The sequence below is a fragment of the Nonomuraea sp. NPDC049624 genome (assembly GCF_040675255.1).
GTDB lineage: Bacteria > Actinomycetota > Actinomycetes > Streptosporangiales > Streptosporangiaceae > Nonomuraea.
Genome location: NZ_JBFAOR010000006.1, coordinates 135,504 through 156,166, shown reverse-complemented (window position 1 = coordinate 156,166; position 20,663 = coordinate 135,504). Strand labels below are relative to the sequence as shown.

General features: G+C 72.1%; 15 protein-coding genes. 13 read left to right on the top strand and 2 right to left on the bottom strand.

Annotated features, from left to right (window positions below; genetic code table 11):
* Window positions 1-81: 81 nt before the first annotated feature.
* Window positions 82-1,809, bottom strand: a complete 1,728-nt coding sequence (locus AB0J76_RS25375; protein ID WP_352329687.1) for a beta-galactosidase family protein — start codon at window positions 1,807-1,809, stop codon at window positions 82-84.
* A gap of 106 nt (window positions 1,810-1,915) precedes the next feature.
* Between AB0J76_RS25375 and AB0J76_RS25370 the strand changes: the two genes are divergently transcribed.
* From AB0J76_RS25370 to AB0J76_RS25340, 7 genes are all read left to right on the top strand, one after another.
* A complete protein-coding gene (locus AB0J76_RS25370) occupies window positions 1,916-2,755 on the top strand; it encodes a helix-turn-helix transcriptional regulator (protein WP_352329685.1) in 840 nt (279 codons plus the stop codon).
* A gap of 144 nt (window positions 2,756-2,899) precedes the next feature.
* Window positions 2,900-3,409, top strand: coding sequence for a MauE/DoxX family redox-associated membrane protein (locus tag AB0J76_RS25365; protein ID WP_352329684.1), 510 nt, complete (start codon window positions 2,900-2,902; stop codon window positions 3,407-3,409).
* Window positions 3,381-4,145: a thioredoxin domain-containing protein gene (locus tag AB0J76_RS25360; RefSeq protein WP_352329682.1), complete on the top strand. Its 765-nt coding sequence runs from the start codon at window positions 3,381-3,383 to the stop codon at window positions 4,143-4,145. The genes AB0J76_RS25365 and AB0J76_RS25360 overlap by 29 nt, the downstream gene beginning before the upstream one ends.
* Before the next feature lie 27 nt (window positions 4,146-4,172).
* A complete protein-coding gene (lgt, locus tag AB0J76_RS25355) occupies window positions 4,173-5,189 on the top strand; it encodes a prolipoprotein diacylglyceryl transferase (RefSeq protein ID WP_352329680.1) in 1,017 nt (338 codons plus the stop codon).
* Window positions 5,186-5,890, top strand: coding sequence for a VIT1/CCC1 transporter family protein (locus tag AB0J76_RS25350; protein WP_352329678.1), 705 nt, complete (start codon window positions 5,186-5,188; stop codon window positions 5,888-5,890). The genes lgt and AB0J76_RS25350 overlap by 4 nt, the downstream gene beginning before the upstream one ends.
* 833 nt (window positions 5,891-6,723) lie before the next feature.
* Window positions 6,724-7,731, top strand: coding sequence for a hypothetical protein (locus AB0J76_RS25345; RefSeq protein WP_364390637.1), 1,008 nt, complete (start codon window positions 6,724-6,726; stop codon window positions 7,729-7,731).
* Window positions 7,731-8,321: a hypothetical protein gene (locus AB0J76_RS25340; RefSeq protein WP_352327947.1), complete on the top strand. Its 591-nt coding sequence runs from the start codon at window positions 7,731-7,733 to the stop codon at window positions 8,319-8,321. Before AB0J76_RS25345 ends, AB0J76_RS25340 begins: the two co-directional genes overlap by 1 nt.
* Before the next feature lie 48 nt (window positions 8,322-8,369).
* On the opposite strand, the gene AB0J76_RS25335 is transcribed toward AB0J76_RS25340, so the two are convergent.
* A complete protein-coding gene (locus AB0J76_RS25335; RefSeq protein ID WP_352327946.1) occupies window positions 8,370-9,911 on the bottom strand; it encodes a bis-aminopropyl spermidine synthase family protein in 1,542 nt (513 codons plus the stop codon).
* A gap of 313 nt (window positions 9,912-10,224) precedes the next feature.
* Between AB0J76_RS25335 and gltB the strand changes: the two genes are divergently transcribed.
* The 6 genes from gltB to AB0J76_RS25305 all read left to right on the top strand — a co-directional run bounded on the left by gltB (window position 10,225) and on the right by AB0J76_RS25305 (window position 20,637).
* Window positions 10,225-14,730 (top strand): glutamate synthase large subunit, encoded by a 4,506-nt coding sequence (gltB, locus tag AB0J76_RS25330; RefSeq protein ID WP_352327945.1) that lies wholly within the window; start codon window positions 10,225-10,227, stop codon window positions 14,728-14,730.
* Between the two features lie 13 nt (window positions 14,731-14,743).
* Complete coding sequence (locus AB0J76_RS25325; RefSeq protein ID WP_352327944.1) at window positions 14,744-16,222, top strand: glutamate synthase subunit beta; 1,479 nt, start codon at window positions 14,744-14,746, stop codon at window positions 16,220-16,222.
* A 102-nt stretch (window positions 16,223-16,324) separates the two neighbouring features.
* Window positions 16,325-16,906 carry a helix-turn-helix domain-containing protein gene (locus AB0J76_RS25320; protein ID WP_352327607.1) on the top strand — a complete coding sequence of 194 codons (582 nt, stop codon included), beginning with the start codon at window positions 16,325-16,327 and terminating at the stop codon, window positions 16,904-16,906.
* A 90-nt stretch (window positions 16,907-16,996) separates the two neighbouring features.
* Complete coding sequence (locus tag AB0J76_RS25315) at window positions 16,997-18,442, top strand: MDR family MFS transporter (protein ID WP_352327606.1); 1,446 nt, start codon at window positions 16,997-16,999, stop codon at window positions 18,440-18,442.
* A gap of 150 nt (window positions 18,443-18,592) precedes the next feature.
* On the top strand, window positions 18,593-20,290 hold the full coding sequence (locus AB0J76_RS25310) for a S8 family serine peptidase (protein WP_352327605.1): 1,698 nt from the start codon (window positions 18,593-18,595) through the stop codon (window positions 20,288-20,290).
* The gene (locus tag AB0J76_RS25305; protein ID WP_352327604.1) at window positions 20,287-20,637 is read left to right on the top strand and encodes a DUF2784 domain-containing protein; all 351 of its coding nucleotides are present in this window, start codon (window positions 20,287-20,289) and stop codon (window positions 20,635-20,637) included. The genes AB0J76_RS25310 and AB0J76_RS25305 overlap by 4 nt, the downstream gene beginning before the upstream one ends.
* The last annotated feature ends 26 nt before the right edge of the window (window positions 20,638-20,663 follow it).

Sequence of the window (20,663 nt, the reverse complement as noted above, 5' to 3'; positions counted from 1 at the left end):
CCTCGCCGGGCCGTCCCAGTCCGTCGCGAAAGGCGCGTCCCCCAGTGGGGGCGCGCCTTTCGTCATGTCGTGCCGCCGGGGTCAGCCCAGGTCGGGCTCGGTGCGCAGTTCCAGGGCCGGGCCCACCTGGTCGAGCTCCAGGACGACGATCTCGTTCGTCCCGGCGCGCAGCAGCGGGGCCGGGACGTAGAGGGTGCGCTGCGGGCCGCGCTCCCAGTAGCGGCCCAGGCAGAAGCCGTTCACCCAGACGTACCCCTTGCCCCAGCCGGGCAGCGCGAGGAACGTGTCGGCGGGCTCGTCCACCTCCAGGACGAACCGGAAGAACGACCTGGGCCCGGCTTCCGGGCCGCCGGCGAACGGCACCGCGGAGACGTCCGCCAGCGGGATCGGCCGCGCGCTCCACCCGTTCAGGTACTGCTGGTGGTGCAGGACGCCGCCGGTCAGGCCCTTGCTCTCGCCGGTCAGCGGCCCGTAGTTCGTCCGTCCCATCGACTCCACCAGCAGTTCCACCGTGGCGGGGCCGGACACCGTCACCTCCGGCTCCTCGGCGTCGCGCTCGAACACCCCGGCGAGCCGGCCGTCCACGAACACGTGCGCCCGGTCGCGCAGCCCCGGCAGCCGCAGCCGGTACGCACCGCGCGGCCCCGGCACCTGCGCCCGGTACAGCACCAGCCCGTGCTCCAGCCCCAGTTCCTCGAACGACGGCGGCACCGGCGCGCTCGTCACCGGCCCCGCCACCGCCTCCAGCGCCTCGCCCAGCGGCACCGACTGCACCGGCCGCAACGTCGCCGGCGGCAGCACGGCCGGGACCGGCGGCACCGCCGGCGGCTCGCCCGCGTACCGCGACAACACCTCGCGGAAGCGCCAGAACTTCTCGGTGGGCGCCCCGCGCTCGTCGATCGGCGCGTCGTAGTCGTAGGAGGTGACGGTCGGCCGCCAGTCGCCCATCGCGCGCTCGCCGGCCTGGTTGGCGCCCGCCCAGGTGCCGAAGTTGGTGCCGCCGTGCGCCATGTACAGGTTCACCGACGCGCCGAGTTCGAGTATGCGCTCCAGGACGGCGGCCGCGTCACCGGCGTCCCTGGTCACGTGCTCGTGGCCCCAGTGGTCGAACCAGCCGCACCAGAACTCCATGCAGAACGGCGGGTCGTCCGGCCGGTGCTCGCGCAGCACGGCGAAGGCCCGGTCGGGATCGGAGCCGAAGTTCACCGTGGCCAGCACGCCCGGCACGGTGCCGCCGGTCAGGTACCAGTCGGCCGGGCCGTCGGAGGTGAACAGGGGCACCTCGACGCCCCTGGCCGCCAGGCCGTCGGCCAGGTGGCGCAGGTAGGTCAGGTCGCTTCCGTAAGAGCCGTACTCGTTCTCCACCTGGACCATGATCACGTTGCCGCCGCGGGTCACCTGCCGCTCGACGACCTGCGGGAGCAGCCGGTCGAAGTAGCGGTCCACGTGGCCCAGGTACTCGGGGTCGCAGGTCCTGATCCGGCCGGTGAGCCAGGCCGGCAGGCCGCCGTTGTCCCATTCGGCGCAGATGTAGGGGCCCGGCCGCACGATCGCCAGCAGCCCCTCCTCGGCCGCCGCGTCCAGGAACGCGCCCAGCTCCTCCATCCGGCGGAACTCGCCCCTGCGCGGCTCGTGCAGGTTCCACGGCACGTACGTCTCGACGGTGTTCAGCCCCATCGCCCGCAACATCGCCAGCCGGTGCCGCCACTGCCCGGGATGCACCCGGAAGTAGTGCATGGCGCCCGACAACACCCTGAACTCCGCGCCGTCGAGCCGGAACACTCCGTTCTCGACCGAGAAAACACCCATAACTCTTCCTCCGATAGGATTTCGCGCCCCGCAACCCTGCCAAGACCGCAGGTCAACGGCCATGGACAAACCCAGACAACCTGTTGGACTCAACCGCGGAGACCGGATGACCCCGCCCTACGGCAAGTGGATGCAGTACCTGACCCCGGGGCCCGCCCATCGCGGGCTCGGCCTGGTGTGCCTCGGCGTCGGGCGCCAGGAGGGGCGGCTGCCCACGGTGGGGCCGCGCACCCTGCAGCACCACGTGGCCGTCCTGGTGACCGCGGGCCGCGGGTGGTTCCGCCAGGGGGAGGGGCCCGTCGTCGACGTCGTCGCGCCCGCCGTCATCTGGCTCCTGCCCGGCGTACGCCACCACTACGCGCCCGACGAGGCCGGCTGGGACGAGTGGTTCGTCGACTTCACCGGCCCCGCCGCCACCGCCTACCAGGACCTCGGCTTCGTGGACGCGGGCAACCCGGTCACCCCGCTCACCACCGCGGAACCGGCCGCCCACGCCATCGGCCGCATCGCCCAGGCGTGCCGCAGGGGAGGCCCGTACCTGGAGGTGGAGACCTCGGCCATCGTGCACGAGGTCCTGGTCGCCCTCAGGCGCGGCCGCGCCGACGAGGACCCCTACGGCGACCCGGTGCTGGCCGGGCTGGCCAGGGACGCCTGCCTGCCGGTGCCGGTCGCCGAGCACGCCAGACGCCTCGGCATGCCGCTCACCGAGCTGCGCCGCGCCGTGCGCCGGCTGGCCGGGTGCAGCCCCAAGGACTACGTGCTGTCCATCAGGCTCAACCGGGCCAAGGACCTGCTGGCCACCACCGACCTGCCGGTCGCCGCCGTGGCCCGGCGCGTCGGCTACGACGACCCGGCCTATTTCACCAGGTTGTTCACCCGCCGCGCCGGTCTGCCGCCGAGCGAATTCCGGGCGCAGCAGTATCGTGGACTTCCTACCATTTCGTGAACGGGACTCTGCCTTAGCCGACGCTTATCCCGAGCGTGATCGGATGATGTCCCGGTACTGTGCGCATTCCCGGCGCAGAGGAAGAGGAGATCACCCGTGGCCGCGTCACAACCGTCACACAACGGCAGATCGGCGATACTGTGGGTGACGACCGTCGCCCGGCTGATCCTGGGGGGCGTGCTGATCGCGGCGGGCGCGCTGAAGATCGGCAATCCGTCCGACTCCGTGGTCGCGGTCAAGGCGTACCAGTTGCTGCCCGAGTCGATCGCCGAGATGGTGGGCTACGTCCTGCCGATCCTGGAGATCGTCGTCGGCGTGCTCCTGGTCGTCGGTCTGCTGACCAGGGTGGCAGCGGTGGTCGCCGCGCTACTCATGTTCGCCTTCGTGTTCGGCATCGCCTGGGCCTGGGCGCACGGCCTGCGGATCGACTGCGGCTGCTTCGGCGGCGGCGGCCAGCTGGAGACAGGACAGGAGCCGGCCTACCTGCTCGACATCCTGCGCGACTTCGGCCTGGTGCTGCTCGGCGCATGGACGGCCCGCTTCCCGCCGGGACGGTTCGCCCTCGACGGGGCGCTCGGACTGGCGGGTGCCGAGGAGGACACAGGTGACGAAGAGGAGATCGAGGATGAGCAAAGCGCAGCGCACCAAGTCTGACCAGAACATGTCGGCGCGCGAGAAGATCAGGGAACAGCAGGCCGCCGCCCGCGCCCAGGAGAAGCGCAAGAAGGTGGTGACCTACACGACCGCGGCCGTGGTCGCGGTGGCCGCGGTCGGCCTCGGCGCCTGGTACACGATCAGCTCCTCCAAGTCGGAGCAGGCCGGAGCCGAGCTCGCGCCGATCACCCTGCAGCCCGACGGCAGCGCCGTGATGGCCAAGGCGGGCGTGACGCAGCCGGTGGTCGACATCTACGAGGACTTCCAGTGTCCCGTCTGCAAGGAGCTGGAGCGGGTCAGCGGCTCGACCTTCAAGAACCTGGCCGCCGAGGGCAAGGCCAAGGTCGTCTTCCATCCGATCACGATCTTCTCCAGGGAGCCGACGAAGGGCAACTCCGTGCGCGCCGCGGCGGCCGCCCGCTGCGTCGCCGACGGCAAGCAGTGGATGGCCTTCCACGACCTGATCTACAAGAACCAGCCGGCCGAGACCGTCGAGGGGTTCAAGACCGGCCAGCTCGTCGAGTGGGGCAAGGAGGCCGGGGTCACCTCGCCCGATTTCGAGAGTTGCGTCACGTCCCAGAAGCACGCTCCCGCCGTGCTGACGGACAGTGCGAAGATCATGTCGGCGCAGTCGATCGAGGGCACGCCCACCGTGAAGGTCAACGGCACCAGCATCGGCGAGGCGGCGTTCTCGCCGCAGCAACTTCGCGATGCGGTCACGAAGGCCGCCAAGTAGCCGCAGGCTGCGCTACCCTCACCTGACATGCCCCTAGCCTCGATTCCCAGCCCTTCCCAGGGGGTCTGGTATCTCGGAATCATCCCGATCCGGGCCTATGCACTGTGCATCGTGCTCGGCGTCGTCGTCGCCGTCTGGCTGAGCGAGCGGCGCTGGGTCGCCCGCGGCGGCCAGAAGGGGACGATCATCGACATCGCGGTCCCCGCGGTGATCTTCGGTCTGATCGGCGGCCGGCTCTACCACGTCATCACCGACTGGCAGACCTACTTCGGCAGCCGTGCGATCAAGAAGCCGTACCAGGCCCTGTTCATCTGGGAGGGCGGGCTCGGCATCTGGGGCGCGATCGCGCTCGGCGGCGTCGGCGTGTGGTGGGCCGTGCGCAAGCGCGGCATCTCCATGAGCGCCGTCGCCGACACGGTCGCGCCGGGCATCGCCTTCGCGCAGGCCATCGGCCGCTGGGGCAACTGGTTCAACCAGGAGCTCTACGGCGGCCCGACCACGCTGCCGTGGGGCCTGGAGATCGACGTCGACCACGGCGGCGAGCCGGGCGTCCTGTACCACCCGACCTTCCTGTACGAGTCGCTGTGGGACGTCGCGCTCGGCTTCCTGCTCATCCTGGCGGGCAAGCGGTTCGCGCTGCGGCACGGGCGGCTGTTCGCCCTCTACGTCGCCGGCTACACGCTGGGCCGCTTCTGGATCGAGGGCCTGCGCATCGACCCGGTCGGCGGGGTCGACCACGCGGTGACCTTCCTCGGCCTGCGGCTCAACCAGTGGACGTCCATCGTGCTGTTCGTCGGCGCACTGGTCTACCTCTGGCTGACCAGGAACAAGGACACCGAGGAGCGGGTCGTGCCGCTCGACCTGGCGGTGGATCCGGCGCACGAGAGCGGTCAGGCCGATCCCGGCTCGTCCGACGCGCCGGCCGCCGTGCCGGCCGAGCCAGCCGATCACGGCGAGAACGGCGACGATCGCGACGGCCCCGCCGAACCCTCCGACACCGACGCGGACGACGATGCCGCGGCGAAGGAGAAGAACCCGCGATGACCGGCGGCGCGGAGATCCACCATCGCCATCGCGACGTCAGCGGGGGCTGGTTGCGGCCCTCGGTGTTCGGCGCGATGGACGGCCTGGTGTCGAACTTCGCGCTCATCGCCGGCGTCGCGGGCGGCACCGCCAGCACCAGGGTCGTCGCCCTCAGCGGCGTGGCCGGGCTGGCGGCCGGGGCCCTGTCCATGGCGGGCGGCGAGTACGTCTCCGTGGCCAGCCAGCGCGAGCTGGCCCAGGCCGAGATCGCCGTGGAGCAGCGGGAGCTCGCCGGCAACCCGGAGGCCGAGCTGGCCGAGCTGGCTCAGTCGTTCGTGGACAAGGGGGTGGAGCCCGGCCTCGCCGCGGCGGTGGCCCGGCAGATCTCCCGCAATCCCGAGCGGGCCCTTGAGGTCCACGCCCAGAACGAGCTGGGTGTCGTTCCCGGCGCGCTGCCCTCGCCGAAGGTGGCGGCGGTGTCGTCGTTCCTGTCGTTCAGTGTGGGGGCGGTGCTGCCGCTCCTGCCGTACCTGTTCGGAGTCGAGGGGCTTACCTTGTCGGCCGTGGTGTCGTGCGCGGCGTTGTTCGGGGCGGGCGCGCTGGTGTCCGCCGTGACGGCGCGCAGCTGGTGGTACTCGGGGTTGCGTCAGCTCGTGGTGGGCGCGGTGGCCGCGGGGATCACGTACGGGCTGGGCAACCTGATCGGGGCGTCAGGGCTGTGAGATCGGGACGACGCTCCGGCGACCCCGCCGACAACACCCCGGGCCCGGGCGGCCCCTTCGCCTCCGGCGGCGCTTCCGGCGGGTACGGCGGTGCTCCCGGCGCCTACGACGGTTCCGGCCGTTCCAGCGGGGTTCCCGGCGCTTATGACGGTTCCGGCCGTTCCAGCGGGGTTCCCGGCGCTTATGACGGTTCCGGCCGTTCCGGCGCGCCTGGTGCTGCTGCCGGGGCCGGCGACGGGCGAGCCGGCGGTTCGCGTGGCGGGCGTGGCACGGGGTCCGGCAGGGCTCGTCGCCGCTCCGCCGCTCGCGCCGCCGAGGCCGCGGCCTCCGCTGCTCGTGCCGCCGAGGCCGCGGCCCCCCAGCAGCCGGCGACCGGCGGCGACGGCGGACAGGACCTCTGGGCGGCCCGCCGCGCCGCCCGCCCCCAACAGCCCGCCGACGCCGGCTGGGCCGCCCGCCCGTCCGTCCCCCAGACCCCCGACGCTTCCTGGCCCTCCCACCCCGCCCCTCAGGGCTCCGACGCACAGTGGCCTGCCGGTCCCGCCGCCTCCCAGGGGTCGAACGCGCAGTGGCCCGCTGGTTCCGGCTCGCAGGGCTCGGTCGCGCAGCCCGCTGCGCCAGGCGCGGCAGCGGCCGCCGACGACGCCGAAGCGCCCCGCGGCAGACGTTCCCAGCGGGGCAGACGTGCCCAGGCAGGCGCGGAGACCGGCCGGGGCCGGCGTGCCCAGGAGGGCGGAGAGGCGTCCCGGGGCAGACGCGCCCACGACGGTGGGGAGACGGCTCGCGGGAGGAGGCGGGCGCCGGACAACGACGACTCCGTCTGGGCCGCGAGCATGGACGACCTGGCGGAGGCCGCCCGTACGGGCCGCCGCAGCGCGGCCACCGGCGGCGGCGAGCAGTCCCGTCCGGGACGCCGGAGCGCCCCCGCCGACGACGGCGGGCACGACGACGCGGCTGAGGGGTTCGCCGGGTTCGGGGCGTCGGGATCGTCCGCGGAGTCCGGCAGGACCGGGGAGTCCGCCGAGTTCCCGACCGGCTCCGGGTCACGCAAACGGCGCCGCACACCGCGCTCCGACTGGCAGTTCCCGGTGCTCACCGAGTGGGGCCTGCGTCCGCAGCAGCAGCGGCTGATCGTCATCATCGCCACCGTCATCGGCGTCGTCGCGGGCGCGGCGGGGCTGGTGGCGGTCGTCGGCTCGCTCGGCGAGTACGCCCCCGAGCGGGAGGCCAGCGCCGCCGTCCTCGGCCCGGACGCCGCCATGCCCATGTCCTACCAGGGCTGGAGCTCGCCCAAGCTGTTCGCGGCCCTGGCCGACCGGGCCAAGGACAGCCGGGAGCTCACCGACAAGGAGGTCTTCGGGCAGAGCGAGCTCGCGGTCTCCAAGAAGCTCACGCTCAAGCTCGCCGCCAAGCGCATCGACGCCGACTGCTCGGCCGCCCTGTGGGGCACGGCCCTGCTGGAGAAGGTGGCCGACGCTGACTGCCTCCAGGCGGCCCGCGGCCTGTACGTCAGCTCCGACGGCCGCTACGTCGGCCAGTACACGCTGCTCAACCTCAAGGACGGCCAGTCGGCCGGCGACCTGGTCGAATCCCTGAAGACGCTCTACCGGGGCGGCTGGGCACGGCCGTTGACCTCGTCCAAGGCGGCCTTCCCGGCGGGCGGCTACTCCGAGGGCGGCGGCTACGCGCTCGGCCACTACGTCGGCCTCGTCTGGCTGGGCAAGACCGACGGCCTCGACCCCACCGCCCGGGACGACTTCGTCTCCGTCACCCTGGCGCTGCGCGGCGCCGAGAAGTCCGTCTACCGCCGGGTCGTCGCGATCACGGGGCCGGCCTCGTGATGTCCCGTCGTGTGGTCGTGGTGGCGGGGGCGGCCGTGGGGGTGCTGGCGGTCGCCGTGGCCGGGTGGTTGTGGCTGCGTCCGGGGGAGCCGCGGCCGGCCGCCTTCCGGGGCGAGCCCACCTCGGCCTTCTACGCGGCCGTCGACTCCCGTCAGGCCGACGCCGCGCCGCTGACCGCGCAGGAGGTCTTCACCGCCGAGACGCAGACGCTCGGCGCGCTGCGGCGGGTCTCCACGCAGGAGCACGACGACTGCGACGAGGTCCTGTGGGGAGCGTCGGCGTCGGGGTGCACGCAGGTGCTGGCGGCGGCGTACGAGGGCGACGGGCTGGCCGGGCAGTTCGCCATCTTCAACCTGCCCGACGGGCGCGCGGCCGACGCCCTGGTGGCGGCCCTGGGCAAGGACGGCTTCGTCCGGCAGGACGCCGCGTTCGACGCCGCCCGCAGCCGGGCCCAGGCGCGTGCCATGGGCCACTACGTGACGGTGAGCTGGGCGGGCGGCACGGTCTCCGCCGACGGCCTGGTCACGGCCCTGGTCGCCCTCGACGGTCTCGGCCGCGTGGTCCAGAACCGCATCCTCGCCGCCACCTGACCGTCCGCCCCCGTCCGGCCGCCTGCCGCCCGGTGTGTCGCCGACAGGTCAGGGGGTTGTGGTGGTGAGGGCGGTGACGGTGGTGGAGACGGCGGCGGGCAGGCCGGTCAGGCGGTGGAGGGGGGCCTCCAGCACGGTCAGGTCGTCGGACCAGGGAGCCGTCTGGCGGATGAGGGTGCGGGCCTCGTTCTTGGTGAGCGCCGTGCCCTGGTCGCGGGCCACCGCGACGAGGGCCTCCCGCCAGGTGTTGGCGAGTTTGGCGTGGCCGTTGTCGAGGATCCGGCGCAGCGCCGCCTCGGCCGCACCGGCGGGTTGCGGGCGGCGTACGGCGTCGAGCGCCCCGCCCGTGCGGCGGAACTCGTAGACGGCGGACAGCGCCTCGGGCAGCGGCGGCAGGTCGGACCCCCACACGCGCACCTGCGCGGCGCGGGTGGCGAGCAGCACGCGGGGCAGCGCCGCCTCCAGCCCCGGCGGCAGCACGACGGCCACCCGCTCGACGGCCGCCGCGTAGGGTTTGGCCAGCCAGGTAGCCAGCCGCACCCGGGGCTGGGGAAGCTCCTTGGGGCACTCGCCCACCAGCAGGTCAGCCTCGAACCCGGCCAGCTCGGGCGCCGGCGCCGCCGCGGGGGCCGACTCGACCGACTGGGGGCCCTGGGTGTAGATGGCCGTGGCCTGACGGCCCAGCCGGGCGTTGACCGCCGGGCGGGTCTTGGTCGTGGGACGCAGCAGGTAGAGGTCGGCCGCCGAGCCGATCGCCTCCGCCCCGAAATAGCGATTGAAATCCGGATAGATCGCCTCGTAGGCGAGGTTGAGCTCCGCCAACGCCTGCTGGACCTTGAACGCCAGCATCGGCGTGCGCTCGCTGGCCCCGTACGCCACCAGCACCCGCCCGTCGTCCTTCAGCCCCTCCACGGCCCGCGCCGCGAACAGCCCGATCCCCTCCGGCGTGTACGGCGGGTCGGTGAACGCCAGGTCGTGCTCCCGCGCCGAGGCCGGCAGCCCGAGCCGCAGGTCGGCCCAGCGCGTGCGCACCCCGAGCCCCTGCTCGTCGATGTAGGCCAGGATGCGCTCGTCGACGTCGACCACCGTGACGTCGGTCTCGGGATGGACCAGCTTGACGGCCAGCGAGGTCAGGTCGTGGTCGCCGACGCACAGCAGCCGCGCCCCGGGCAGCCAGAACCGCGCCCCGAGTAGCAGCGCGCGCCGCAGGGCCGTCTCGGGGGTGGCCGAGACGTGGTCGAGCACGTGACGGGCCCGCGGCGCGCCCGCGACCAGCGCGGTCAGCCGTTCGAGCACGCCGGGGTAGTGGGGGAGCAGGTGGGCCACCGGGTCTTCGGGCGGCGGCGCCATGGCCAGCAGATCCTGGTAGGCGGGTGTGTCGCCGGGCGGCACCCGGAATTTCTCGCCCGAGCGTTCCAGGCGCACCTCGCGCAGCAGGGCCTCGACGGTCCGCCTGGAGGTGGCGGTCTCCCTGACCAGGCCGGCCAGGGACCACCACTGGCCGTCGCACAGGAGGGTGAGGGCGTGCCGCAGCCGCCTGCCGTCGACGCCCGCCTCGGCGAGCAGGCGCTCCACCCCGTCACGATCCATGCGCCAACCCTATCGAGGGGCGGGGCCGGGTCCGGCCGCCCGCCGGGGAGGGCCGGGCTCGTCCGCGGTGAGCTTACGAGGCTCCTGAGGGTCATGGGACAACAGGGGCGTGACCTGGGAATTCTGATGGCCGGGTCCGGGGTTTGGGATGGTGAGTTCGGATGCTGGAACCTTGCGCAATGTTCGCAATGCGGACGTGGCGGGCACCATTCCGGCAGCGTGCGGTAATCTCTACCCACGATATGCAGCAGGGCCAACGTCGTCCCCGCCTGTAGAGCAGTTCTTGACAGACGAAGACGACGGGAGGGATTCAATGCCTGCTGCCCACCTCGGATTCCCCGAGCCTCAGGGCCTCTACCACCCCGCCAACGAGCATGATGCCTGCGGTGTCGCCATGGTCGCCGACGTCGCCGGACGCCGTGGGCACACGATCGTGGTCAAGGCGCTGACGGCGTTGTGCAATCTCGATCACCGGGGAGCCAAGGGTAGCGAGCCGGACACCGGCGACGGAGCCGGGATCCTGACGCAGATCCCCGATGGGTTCTACCGCGCGAGCGTGCCGTTCGCGCTGCCCGAGGCCGGCGCGTACGCGACCGGCATCGCCTTCCTGCCGGCCGACGAGCAGGCCAGGGGCGTGGCCACCGGCCTGATCGAGGAGATCGCGGCCGAGGAGGGCCTCACGGTGCTGGGCTGGCGGGACGTCCCCGTCGACCGCGACCTGCCGGGCCCGAGCGCCCGCGCCGTCATGCCGCACTTCGCCCAGCTCTTCGTGTCGAGCCCCGGCGGCGAGCAGGGCCTCGACCTCGACCGGCTGGCCTTCTGCCTGCGCAAGCGGTCCGAGCACGAGGCGGACGTCTACTTCCCCTCGCTGTCGGCCCGCACGGTGGTCTACAAGGGGATGCTCACGCCCGACCAGGTGGAGCCGTTCTTCCCCGACCTGAGCGACGAGCGTTACGAGAGCGCGATCGCGCTGGTGCACTCGCGCTTCTCCACCAACACCTTCCCGAGCTGGCCGCTGGCCCACCCCTACCGGTACGTGGCGCACAACGGCGAGATCAACACGGTCAAGGGCAACCGCAACTGGATGCGGGCCCGCGAGGCGATGCTGGCATCGGCCCACATCCCGGGCGACATCTCGCGGCTCTTCCCGATCTGCGACCCCGACGGCAGCGACACCGCCAGCTTCGACGAGGCTCTTGAGCTGCTGCACATCGGCGGCCGGAGCCTGCCGCACGCGGTGCTGATGATGATCCCCGAGGCGTGGGAGAACCACACCGAGATGGATCCGGCGCGCCGGGCCTTCTACGAGTTCCACTCCTCCCTGATGGAGGCGTGGGACGGCCCGGCCTCGATCACGTTCACCGACGGCACCCTGGCCGGGGCCGTGCTCGACCGCAACGGGCTGCGTCCGGGGCGTTTCTGGGTGACCGCCGACGGGCTGGTCGTGCTGGCCTCGGAGGCCGGCGTGCTGGACTTCAAGCCCGAGGACGTCGTCCGCAAGGGCCGCCTGCAGCCGGGCCGCATGTTCCTCATCGACACCGCCCGCGGCAAGATCATCGAGGACGACGAGATCAAGGCCGAGCTGGCCGCCGCGCACCCGTACGAGGAGTGGCTGCACGCCGGGCTGGTCAGGTTCGAGGAGCTGCCCGCCCGGCAGCGGGAGATCCCCACGCACGAGGCGCTGGTCAAGCGGCAGCAGACCTTCGGCTACACCGAGGAAGAGCTGCGGATCATCCTGTCGCCGATGGCCAGGACCGGCGCCGAGCCGATCGGCTCGATGGGCACCGACACGCCGGTCGCGGTGCTGAGCGAGAAGCCGCGGCTGCTGTTCGACTACTTCACGCAGCTGTTCGCGCAGGTCACCAACCCGCCGCTGGACGCCATCCGGGAGGAGCTGGTCACCTCGCTGGCCAGCGTGCTCGGCCCCGAGGGCAACCTGCTCGACCCGGGCCCGACCTCCTGCCGCCAGCTCGTGCTGCCGTACCCGGTGATCGACAACGACGAGCTCGCCAAGATCATCCACATCAACGACGAGCACGACCTGCCGGGCTTCCACCCGCACGTCATCAGCGGCCTGTACGAGGTCGCCGGCGGCGGCCAGGCGCTGCTCGGCCGCCTTGAGGAGATCAGGGCCGAGGCGTCCAGGGCCATCGCGAACGGCGCGCGCATCATCGTGCTGTCCGACCGCGGCTCCTCCGACACGCTCGCCCCGATCCCGTCGTTGCTGCTCACCGGGGCGGTGCACCACCACCTGATCCAGGAGAAGACCCGGACCAAGATCGGGCTGGTCATCGAGACCGGCGAGGCCCGCGAGTGCCACCACATGGCGCTGCTCATCGGCTACGGCGCCGGCGCGGTCAACCCGTACCTGGCGATCGAGACCGTCGAGGACCTGGTCGACACCGGTGTGCTGCAGATCGGCAAGCACAAGGCGGTGCGCAACCTGATCAAGGCGTACGGCAAGGGCGTCATCAAGGTCATGTCCAAGATGGGCGTGTCCACGGTGGCCTCCTACACCGGCGCGCAGATCTTCGAGGCGCTCGGCCTGAGCCAGGAGGTCATCGACGCCTGCTTCACCGGCACGACGTCCCGCCTGGGCGGCGTCGGCTTCGACGTGCTGGCCGAGGAGACCGCCCAGCGCCACCGCCACGCCTACCCGCGGGCGGAGAACGCCCACCGCAGGCTCCAGGTCGGCGGCGAGTACCAGTGGCGGCGCGAGGGCGAGCCGCACCTGTTCAACCCCGAGACCGTCTTCAAGCTGCAGCACGCCACCCGCACCCGCCGCTACGAGATCTTCAAGGAGTACACGAGCCTCGTGGACTCCCAGGCCGAGCGGCTGATGACCCTGCGCGGCCTGTTCAAGCTGCGCAAGGGGCAGCCGGTCCCGATCGACGAGGTCGAGCCGGTCGAGAGCATCGTCAAGCGGTTCTCCACGGGCGCGATGTCGTACGGCTCGATCTCGATGGAGGCGCACGAGACGCTCGCCATCGCGATGAACCGGCTCGGCGCCAAGTCCAACACCGGCGAGGGCGGCGAGGACCCCGAGCGCCTGTACGACGCCACCCGCAGGTCGGCGATCAAGCAGGTCGCCTCCGGCCGGTTCGGCGTCACCAGCGAATACCTGGTCAACGCGGCCGACCTGCAGATCAAGATGGCCCAGGGGGCCAAGCCCGGCGAGGGCGGCCAGCTCCCCGGCCACAAGGTCTACCCGTGGATCGCCAAGACCCGGCACTCCACGCCCGGCGTCGGCCTCATCTCGCCGCCGCCGCACCACGACATCTACTCGATCGAGGACCTGGCCCAGCTCATCCACGACCTGAAGAACTCCAACCCGGAGGCCAGGGTCCACGTGAAGCTGGTGGCCGAGGTCGGCGTCGGCACGGTCGCGGCGGGCGTGTCCAAGGCGCACGCCGACGTGGTGCTCATCTCCGGCCACGACGGCGGCACCGGCGCCTCGCCGCTGACCTCGCTCAAGCACGCGGGCGCGCCCTGGGAGCTCGGCCTGGCCGAGACCCAGCAGACGCTGCTGCTGAACGACCTGCGCGACCGCATCGTGGTGCAGGTGGATGGCCAGCTCAAGACCGGCCGCGACGTCGTCATCGCCGCCCTGCTGGGCGCCGAGGAGTACGGCTTCGCCACCGCCCCGCTGGTCGTCTCCGGCTGCGTGATGATGCGGGTCTGCCACCTCGACACCTGCCCGGTGGGCGTGGCCACGCAGAACCCCGAGCTGCGCAAGCGCTTCAGCGGCAAGCCCGAGTTCGTGGTCAACTTCTTCGAGTTCATCGCCCAGGAGATCCGCGAATACCTGGCCGAGCTGGGCTTCCGCTCGCTCGACGAGGCGATCGGGCACGTCGAGATGCTCGACACGACGGCCGCCGAGAACCACTGGAAGGCCGGCGGCCTCGACCTGTCGCCGATCCTGCACCAGCCCGACCTGCCCGCGGGCACGCCCAGGCGGCGCACCGTCGAGCAGGACCACGGCCTGGAGCACGCCCTGGACAACACCCTGATCCAGCTCGCCGAGGGCGCGCTCGACGACGGCACCCCGGTCACGCTGGAGCTGCCCATCCGCAACGTCAACCGCACGGTCGGCACCATGCTCGGCTACCAGGTGACCAAGCGGTACGGCGGCCAGGGCCTGCCCGAGAACACCATCGACATCGGCTTCACCGGCTCGGCGGGCAACTCCTTCGGCGCGTTCGTGCCCCGCGGGATCACGCTGCGGCTGACCGGCGACGCCAACGACTACCTCGGCAAGGGCCTGTCGGGCGGGCGGATCACCGTCCGGCCGCACGAGGAGGCGCCGCTCGACGGGCACATCATCGCCGGCAACGTCGCCCTGTACGGCGCCACGTCCGGTGAGGTGTTCGTCCGCGGGGTGGTCGGCGAGCGGTTCTGCGTGCGCAACTCCGGCGCGACGGCGGTCGTCGAGGGCGTGGGCGACCACGGGTGCGAGTACATGACCGGCGGCCGGGTGGTCGTGCTCGGGCCGACCGGGCGCAACTTCGCGGCCGGCATGTCCGGCGGCGTGGCGTACCTGCTCGACCTGCGGCCCGAGCGGGTCAACCGGGAGATGGTCGCCATCGAGACGCTGACCGAGCAGGACGCCGAGTTCCTGAAGGAGACGGTCGAGAAGCACTTCGCCGAGACCGCGTCCCCGGTGGCCAAGCAGCTGCTGGCCGACTGGGACGCCGCGCTCGCCCGGTTCGGCAAGATCATGCCGACCGACTACAAGAGGGTGCTGGCGGCCGCCGAGGCCGCCCGCGCCGAAGGCAGGGACATCGACGAGGCCGTCATGGCGGCTGCGGTTCAGGGCTAGGGAGGCGTACTCGATGGCTGACCCCAAGGGTTTTCTCACGCACGAGCGGGAGCTGCCGGCGCGCCGCCCGGTCGACGTCCGCATCAGCGACTGGCGGGAGGTCTACCAGGACTTCCCGCAGGAGAAGCTGACCAGGCAGGCGGCCCGCTGCATGGACTGCGGCATCCCGTTCTGCCACAACGGCTGCCCGCTCGGGAACCTCATCCCCGAGTGGAACGACCTCGTGTACCGCACCGACTGGCGCGAGGCGATCGAGCGGCTGCACGCCACGAACAACTTCCCGGAGTTCACCGGCAGGCTCTGCCCGGCTCCGTGCGAGGCGGCGTGCGTGCTCGGCATCAACTCCGACCCGGTGGCGATCAAGCGGGTCGAGGTCGAGATCATCGACCGCGCGTTCGCCGAGGGCTGGGTGACCCCGCAGCCGCCGCGGGTGCGCACCGGCAAGAAGGTGGCCGTCGTCGGCTCGGGCCCCGCGGGCCTGGCCGCCGCCCAGCAGCTCACCCGGGCCGGGCACGACGTGGTGGTGTTCGAACGCGCCGACCGCATCGGCGGCCTGCTGCGGTACGGCATCCCCGAGTTCAAGATGGAGAAGCGCCACATCGAGCGGCGCCTGGAGCAGATGCGGGCCGAGGGCACCCGGTTCCGCACCGGCGTGAACGTCGGCGTCGACGTCACCGCGGCCGAGCTGCGCGAGCAGTTCGACGCGGTGGTGCTGGCGGGCGGCGCCACCCAGTGGCGTGACCTGCCGGTCGCCGGGCGCGAGCTCAAGGGCGTCCACCAGGCGATGGAGTACCTGCCGCCGGCCAACAAGGTCCAGGAGGGCGACTACGAGGTCGCGCCGATCTCGGCCGAGGGCAAGCACGTCGTGGTGATCGGCGGCGGTGACACCGGGGCCGACTGCATCGGCACCGCGATCCGGCAGGGCGCCGCGTCGGTGACCCAGCTGGAGATCATGCCGCAGCCGCCCGCGTCCCGGCCCGGCAGCCAGCCGTGGCCGACGTTCCCCATCCTGTTCAAGATGGAGAGCGCGCACGAGGAGCTGGCCGACGGCGGCGGGGAGCGCGTCTACGCGGTCTCCACCACCGAGTTCGTCGGCGACGACGAGGGCAACGTCAGGGCGCTGCGCCTGGTCGAGGTCGAGGGGCCGCAGAACGGCTTCAAGCCGATCCCCGGCACCGAGCGGGAGATCCCGGCCGAGCTGATCACGTTGTCCATGGGCTTCCTGGGGCCGGAGAAGGGCGCCCTGCTGGAGGACCTGGCCGAGGTCGCGGGTGAGGGCTTCTACGACGCCCGCGGCAACGTCGCCCGGGACAAGACGTACATGTCGAAGGTGGACGGCGTGTTCGTGGCCGGTGACATGGGCCGCGGGCAGTCGCTCATCGTGTGGGCCATCGCCGAGGGCCGTTCGGCCGCCTCGGGCGTCGACCGGTACCTGAGCGGGGAGACGGCGCTGCCGTACCCGATCCTGCCGACGGCGCGTCCGCTGGTCTGACCTGCGCGAAGGGCCCCGGAGCCGGACGGCTCCGGGGCCCTTCGTCATTTGCACACTCTGCAAGTCTTGCAGAGTGTGCAAATTCTGCGTAGAGTGCAACACATGGAGAGTCCGGAACAGCGCCGTGAGCGCCGCCGGGCCGAGAAGCGGCAGGCCATCCGGCTGGCCGCGGTGCGGCTGGCGCTCGACGAGGGCCTCGACGCCGTGACCGTCGAGGCCGTCAGCGCGGCGGCCGACATCTCGCCCCGCACGTTCTTCAACTACTTCGCCTCCAAGGAGGAGGCGCTCGTCATGGAGCCGATCTGGCGGCCGGACGACATCGTCGCCCTGCTCGCCGACCGGCCGGCCGACGAGCCCGCCTTCCGCTCGCTCAAGGCGGTGGCCCGGGAGCTCGCCGTGCGCGTGCGCCCGATCTGGGACACCATGCAGCCGTTCATGGAGCTCAGCAACCGCCATCCCGAGCTGGCCGCCCGGGCGCGCGCCGCCGACCAGACCCAGATCATGGAGACGGTCCTCGGCGCCGTGCGGGCCAGGCCCGGGGTCACCGGCGGCATCCACGCCCGGATGCTGCTCATCACGACGTTCGGCGCGATGATCTCGGCCATCCAGGAGTCGGCGGCCACGGATCAGCCGGTCGAAGAACTGCTCGACGAGGCGTTCGCGCTGCTCGAACGCGGACTCTGACACATCGGGAAAGAAAGCGGCGATCGGGGTGGCACCCCCGACCGCCGCGGATTCCTCCTGCCCTCGCGAAAGAAGCAAGGAGACAACTGAATGGTATCGACAATCGCCCAGGAGGCCCCACCGCGGCGCGGCCTCCTGCTCAGCATGGGCTCGCTGCTGCTGTGCCTGTTCCTGGCCGCCGTCGACCAGACGGTGGTGGCCACGGCCACCCCCACCATCGTGGGCGAGCTGAACGGCCTGGAGAACGTGTCGTGGCTGGTCACGGCCTTCTCCCTGACCTCCGGCATCGTCGCGCCGCTCTACGGCAAGCTCAGCGACATGTACGGCCGCCGCCGCCTGTACCTGTCGGCCATCGGCCTGTTCCTCGCCGGCTCGGCCCTGTGCGGGCTCGCCCAGACGATGGCCCAGCTCATCGCCTTCCGCGCCTTCCAGGGCATCGGCGCCGGCGGCCTGATGGTGCTGACCCTGGCGATCTCGGCCGACATCGCCACCCCGCGCGAGCGCGCCAAGTTCCAGGGGCTGTTCGGCGCGGTGATCGGCGTGGCCGCCGTCCTCGGGCCGGTCATCGGCGGCTACCTCACCGAGCACGTCTCGTGGCGCTGGATCTTCTACATCAACCTGCCGCTCGGGGCCGTCGCGCTGGCGGTCGCGTTCGCCGTGCTCCGGCTGCCGCGGCGCACCTCGCCGCACCGGATCGACTGGCCGGGGGCCGCGCTGATCTCCGGGGTGCTGACCTGCCTGACGCTGTTCGCCTCGTGGGGCGGGACGACGTACGCCTGGACCTCGCCGGTCGTCGTCGGGCTCGGCCTGGGGGCGGTCGTGCTGGCGGGGCTGTTCGTGCTGGTGGAGCGGAGGGCGAAGGAGCCGGTGCTGCCGCTCGGCCTGTTCCGCGACCGCACGCTCACGATCGCCACGGCGACCATCGTGCTGATGGCCACCGGGATGGTGGGGGCGGCCACCTTCCTCCCGCTCTACCTGCAACTGGCCGCCGGGGCCAGCGCGTCGAACTCCGGGCTGCTGCTGCTTCCCCTGATGGCGGGCATGATCGCCGCCTCGGCCGTCGCCGGGCGGGTGGTGACCCGGCTGGGGACGTACAAGTGGGTCGTGGTGACCGGGGCGGCGCTGGCGACGGTGGCCGCGTTCCTGTTCTCGACCATGGGGCTGGGGACCGGGGCGGTCACGTCCGGGCTGTACATGGTGCTGTTCGGGGTCGGGCTCGGCATGGTGCTGCAGAACCTCATGCTGGCCGTCCAGGTCAGCGCGCCCGCCGCCGACCGGGGCGCGGCCACGTCGGTGGTGTCCTTCGCCAGGAACGTGGGCGGCGCCGTGGGGGTGGCCGTGCTCGGGGGCGTCTTCAGCGGCAGGCTGGGGCAGGCGGCCCTGGCCTCGGGGGTCGCGGGTGCGGTGCCCGAGTCCGTACGGCCGGCGTTCGCCGAGGCGGTCACCGGGGTCTTCGCGTGGGTCACGCCGGTCATGCTGGTCGGCGTCGTGCTGCTGGCCTGCCTGCCGAACGTGCGCCTGCACCGCGACGCCTGACCCCGTACGGCCTCCGGCTGAGCGGGCTCCGCACGAAAACCCCCAGAGCCCGCTTAGCCCCCCATCTGGCGAAATTTCACACCTAAGTTGCATCAGCCGTTGAGTGTCGGGAAGATGCAGATTCTGCGACAGTCGGTGGATGGGGGAGCAATGCGGCGAGTCGCCTCTGGCCTGACGGCGCTGGCCGTCGCCGCCGCCCTGACCGCGTGCTCGGCCGCCGCCGGCGACCGGGCCACCCCCGAACAGCCCGCGCAGGACGGCCCCACCGGCTCCGCGCAGCCCACCGCGACCCCTCGCACCGGCCAGAACCAGAACCTGGTCTTCTACGCCGACGGCAAGCAGGGCGAGGCCCTGGCGGCCGTCAAGCGCGCCGGCGGCACGGTCGTCGAGGAGGACGGCAAGCTCGGCTACGTGCTCACCCAGGGCGGCGGCGACGGCTTCGCCGAGAGCGTCGGCGCCGACCCGGCCGTCGTCGGCGTCTCGCCCGACCGCCGCGTCATCGGCTCCGCCTCCTCCCGCGCCGCCCGTCCCACCGGCCGGGGCTTCCCCGACGCCGGAGCCATGGCCGGGAAGGGCCTGAGCCAGGAGCCGCTGGCCCACCTGCAGTGGGACATGAAGATGATCGGCGCCGACCGGGCCAACGCCAAGGCCCCCGGCGACAAGAAGGTGCTGGTCGGCGTCATCGACACCGGCGTCGACGGCAAGCACCCCGACATCGCCCCCAACTTCGACCGCGAGCTGAGCCGCAACTTCGTCACCGACAAGCCCAAGGACGAGCGCGGCGAGACCCTGGACGGCCCCTGCGAGGTCCCCACCTGCAAGGACCCCGTGGACGAGGACGACGACGGCCACGGCACCCACGTCGCCAGCACCATCGCCTCCCCGATCAACGGCATCGGCATCGCCGGCGTCGCCCCGGACGTGCGGATCGTCAGCATCAGGGCCGGCCAGGACTCCGGCTTCTTCTTCCTCAAGCCCAGCCTCGACGCCCTCACCTACGCCGCCGACATCGGCGTGGACGTCGTCAACATGAGCTACTACGTCGACCCCTGGCTGTTCAACTGCGCCGCCAACCCCGCCGACACCAAGAAGGAACAGCTCGAACAGCGGGCCGTCGTCGTCGGCATGCAGCGCGCCCTCGACTACGCCCGCGGCAGGGGCGTCACGCTCATCTCCGCCCTCGGCAACGGCTCCACCGACCTCGGCCACCCCACGGCCGACAAGCAGAGCCCCGGCTACCCGCGCGGCGACGAGAAGACCCGCAAGATAGACAACTCGTGCGTCAACGTGCCCGCCGAGTCCAAGGGCGTGATCTCGATCTCCGCCGTCGGCCCGTCCGGACGCAAGGCCGTCTACAGCGACTACGGCCTGGAGCAGACCGACCTGGCCGCCCCCGGCGGCGACGCGCTGGACGGCAAGGGCGCCGCGGCCACCCGGTCGATCCTGGCCGCCGCCCCCGAGCACGTGCTCAAGGCCGGCGGCCGGATCGACGCCGCCGGCAAGCCCAAGGGCTCCGACGTCGTGCGCGACTGCCACAAGGGCGCCTGCTCCTACTACCAGTACCTCGACGGCACCTCCATGGCCGCCCCGCACGCCACCGGCGTCGCGGCCATCCTGATCAGCCGGTTCGGCAAGCCCGGCCCCGGCGGCCTGTCCATGGACCCCGCCACCGTCGAGGACCTGCTCTACCGGACCGCCACCCCCGTGGCCTGCCCGACCCCGCGCGCCTACGTCTACAAGGTGTACGGCGAGGACGAGACCCACCAGTGCGAGGGCGACCAGGCCAAGAACGGCTTTTACGGGCACGGCGTCGTGAACGCCTGGAAGGCGGCCACCATAGAGCCATGATGTACCGCCTGCTCGCGGACGCGGTGATGGTGACGCACTTCGCCTTCCTCGCCTACGTGGCCGTGGGCGGCTTCGTGGCCTGGCGGTGGCGGCGGACGATCTACCTCCACCTCGCGGCCGTCGGCTGGGCCGTGGTGACGCTCGTCACCCACGTGGACTGCCCGCTGACCGTCGCCGAGGACTGGGCGCGGCGCAGGGGAGGGCTGCCGGGCCTGCCGCCGAGCGGCTTCGTCGACCACTACATCGAAGGCGTCGTCTACCCTGAACAGTACGCGAACTTGGTACGGCTCGGACTCGCCGTTCTCGTGTTGTTCTCCTACGTCGGGTACGTTCTCCGTCGTCAGTGACTGCCAAGTGGTCTGTACCAATTAAG